The 3,250-nt window shown below is 36.6% G+C and carries 3 protein-coding genes; all 3 read right to left on the minus strand.

The annotated features are described in order from the left end of the window. The coding region (locus tag H7254_RS19010) for a VCBS repeat-containing protein (protein WP_301934474.1) at positions 1-558 on the minus strand (558 nt) is incomplete at its 3' end. A gap of 17 nt (positions 559-575) precedes the next feature. After that, on the minus strand, positions 576-1,355 hold the full coding sequence (locus H7254_RS19015; RefSeq protein WP_301934475.1) for an SGNH/GDSL hydrolase family protein: 780 nt from the start codon (positions 1,353-1,355) through the stop codon (positions 576-578). 174 nt (positions 1,356-1,529) lie between these two features. Further along, the coding region (locus H7254_RS19020; protein WP_301934476.1) for a beta-galactosidase at positions 1,530-3,250 on the minus strand (1,721 nt) is incomplete at its 5' end.

Here is a 3,250-nt window from a genome sequence, read left to right on the forward strand (position 1 = left end):
CAAATCGCCATCCTTATCAAAGTCAAGGAACACTGCCTGTGTTGAATACGCCGTATCTGCCAACCCATATTCAGCAGCCATTTCAGTAAACGTGGAGTTTTTATTATTAATGAATAGTAAATTTTTTCTGTTATTTCCCTGCACACCGCCCGACACACATACATATATATCCTGGTACCCATCATTATTGATATCAACAACACTTACGCCAGTACACCAGCTTTTGGTTGATACCCCGGCAGTTGTTGTAATGTCTTTAAAATGATTGTTACCTTCATTCAAATACAGTTTACTGCTTTGCTGATTGGCAGAGAAAAAAATATCCGGCAGCCCATCGTTGTTGATGTCAATGATGCCAACACCACCACCCATGTAAGCGTACTCATTATTGATAAGATTGACGGAATCGTTCTCTTGAATAATATTATTAAAATCGATGCCAGATGTTGCGGCATCTAATTTTGTAAAAATAGTTTTGCTATTTTTCACTTTATTATTACCACATGAAAGCAACAACAAAATAGAAAAATAAAAAAAACAACGCAGCAAAGATGGCATAACATAATTTTTACCGATTAATTCAAACCGAATAGTTTACAAATTTCATTGGCTACCAACTGGTGCCCCAAGGCATTGGGATGATTGGATTGTGCCATGTAGTCATTAAGATTTTTCCCACCTAGTACCAATTTTTTAAAAATGTGGTAGCTGTCAATTACAGGGATATGATATTGTTTACCAAGTGCAAGAATCTGGCTGGTATATTTTTCTAATGGCGACTCACTACTTTTAATGTCTTCCTGCATGTCTGGAGTTGGTGTTAACAAGACTATTTTTACCTTTTTTGACAGAGCTTTTTCAATCATATACTGCCATGCAGCCTTCGACCTTTCCAAACCAATATTGCGGTCGTTAAGCGCATAGTCAATAAACAATACATCTGGTTGATGATTCAACACTGTACTATCAAATCGTTTAGCTCCCTGCTCAGCATTTTCTCCACCGATTGCCGTTCGTATACAATTAATCTCCGCTGTAGAAAAACTATCTGTAATTCTTTTAACTGACAGTAAAGGATACGATTGAAATGTATTGATAGCAGGTGTTTGAAAATAACCTGCCGGTACACTATGCCCATGAAAAACAAAATTAACCATCCTGTTTACCGGCCATTTTTTTTGTAATTCCATAATAATTGGCTTCAAATAAAATGTGTCTTCCAATGGGGTTGGAAATTTTTTATACTTAACCATTAAACAACTATTATTTAATTTGAGCGAACTACTTCTACTAATAGTTATAACGTTTGTAAAACTGTAAAAGGGAACCAATAAAATAATCAGTAATAATTTCATTTATGTTTTTTTTAATGCTATGAGCTATTTTTTATTTAACAGATAATAATTAACTTTTTTACTAAAAGGATTGATTATAATGCTGTCTATTTTCATCACGAAAAAATGAGTAATAATATTATCCTACAATACAGTCTATAACTCCATTTTGAAATGTTATTAATATCGTGAAAATTAATTAGCCGTTATATATCCTTTTACTTCATGAATATTTACGCCTTCCATGTCAAAAACAATCACTTCATTTACACCCTTCTTTAACCATGGTGCCGGACAATACAAACGTTGTTGTGGGCCTTTATCCCAAAACCTTCCAAGATTGTGACCATTAATTACAACAAAGCCGTTTTTGTAATCCTTTAAATCGAGATAAGTATCTCCAACATCGTTTAAAATAAAATTACCTCTGTAGAAACCACCCGCCTTTATCAATTCAGTTTTAGGTACAAATTTTAGCTTTTGCAAATATTTACTATCCATCGGAAGCGGAAACACTTGCCAGTTCATTTGTGTAAATGGTTCAAAGGAAACATTCTCTGTTATCCCTTTTCGTTCCTCCAGCATCCTGTCGCCATAATTATTCCTTCCCAGGGCATGCACTAAAATATCCAGGATAACTGTTTTACCGGTAACATCAGGTATGCGGATGGTATCAATGTTTTTCATTCTGTCCAGTGTACCAATCAATTTTCCATTTATAAAAACGGTGGCGTAGTCATGTAATTCTTTCACCTTCATTAAGCCACTTCTGGTACCTGTTAGTGTTGTGCGGTATAAGATATAACCAAAGTTTTGTCCGTAATTTTCCATGGATTTTGGTTGAACAGAAAATATTGCTGTTGGCAAATTGTCCCACAAAGAAGCTGTTTCTTCCATTTTTATTGGCGGTATTTCTATTACTGATTTTGGTGAGGGATAATCAGGAATTGACCATGTAGCATATTGTTTTATCACGTCCCGAATTGCGAATGCTCTTTCAGTAGGTATCCCTCCTTCGGATATTGGCGATTCGTAGTCGTAGCTCGTGATATAGGGCATGTATCTGTTTCCCCAATTGTTTGCACCGGCCATAAAACCAAAGTTTGTTCCTCCATGAATCATGTAACAGTTAAAAGATTTTCCTGTTTTCAACATCCACTCTATATCTCTTTTTTGGATATCGAAATTTGGCGTGGCAAATTTTTTATCGCTCCAGGTGGTGAACCAGCCTGTCCAGTATTCACCGCACATTTCTGGAAAATAAGTTTGATGCTTTGAAAGAATTCCAAAAGCTGTATCAGGCAGCATGTGGTATATCTCTCCAAAATTAACCACATGTTTTACATCAGGCAACTGTGAGTTGATATACATTTTATCTTCGGGGTTATCGGCACTAAATAGTGGGACGGTAAACCCAGCCTTCTTTAAAAGTAATTTTAGAGCTGTTAAATATCTGGTATCATTGCCGTAAGCGCCATATTCATTTTCAAGTTGCACCATTATGATTGGGCCGCCGGCATTTATTTGTAAACCTTTTAATTCAGTTCCCAAGCGCATCAGGTACTTTTCTGCTGCCTTCATAAATGCCGGATCATTACAGCGTATCTTCATGCCGGGTTCTTTTAACAACCATGCAGGCAATCCCCCAAAATCCCATTCGGCACACACATAGGGGCCGGGCCTTAGTATTACATTCAACCCAACTTCATTTGCGGTGCGAATGAATCCGGCAATATTATTATCGCCAGAAAAATTCCAAACACCTGGCTTAGGCTCATGTACATTCCAAAAAGCATACGTGCTGATTGTGTTAAAACCTGTTGCTTTAATTTTTAGCAATCTGTCTTTCCAATACTCATGCGGCACACGGGGATAATGTATTTCGCCGCTATAAATTTTGGTAACTTTTCCATTCA

It is taken from the genome of Ferruginibacter sp. (assembly GCF_014377975.1).
Classification (GTDB): Bacteria; Bacteroidota; Bacteroidia; order Chitinophagales; family Chitinophagaceae; genus Ferruginibacter.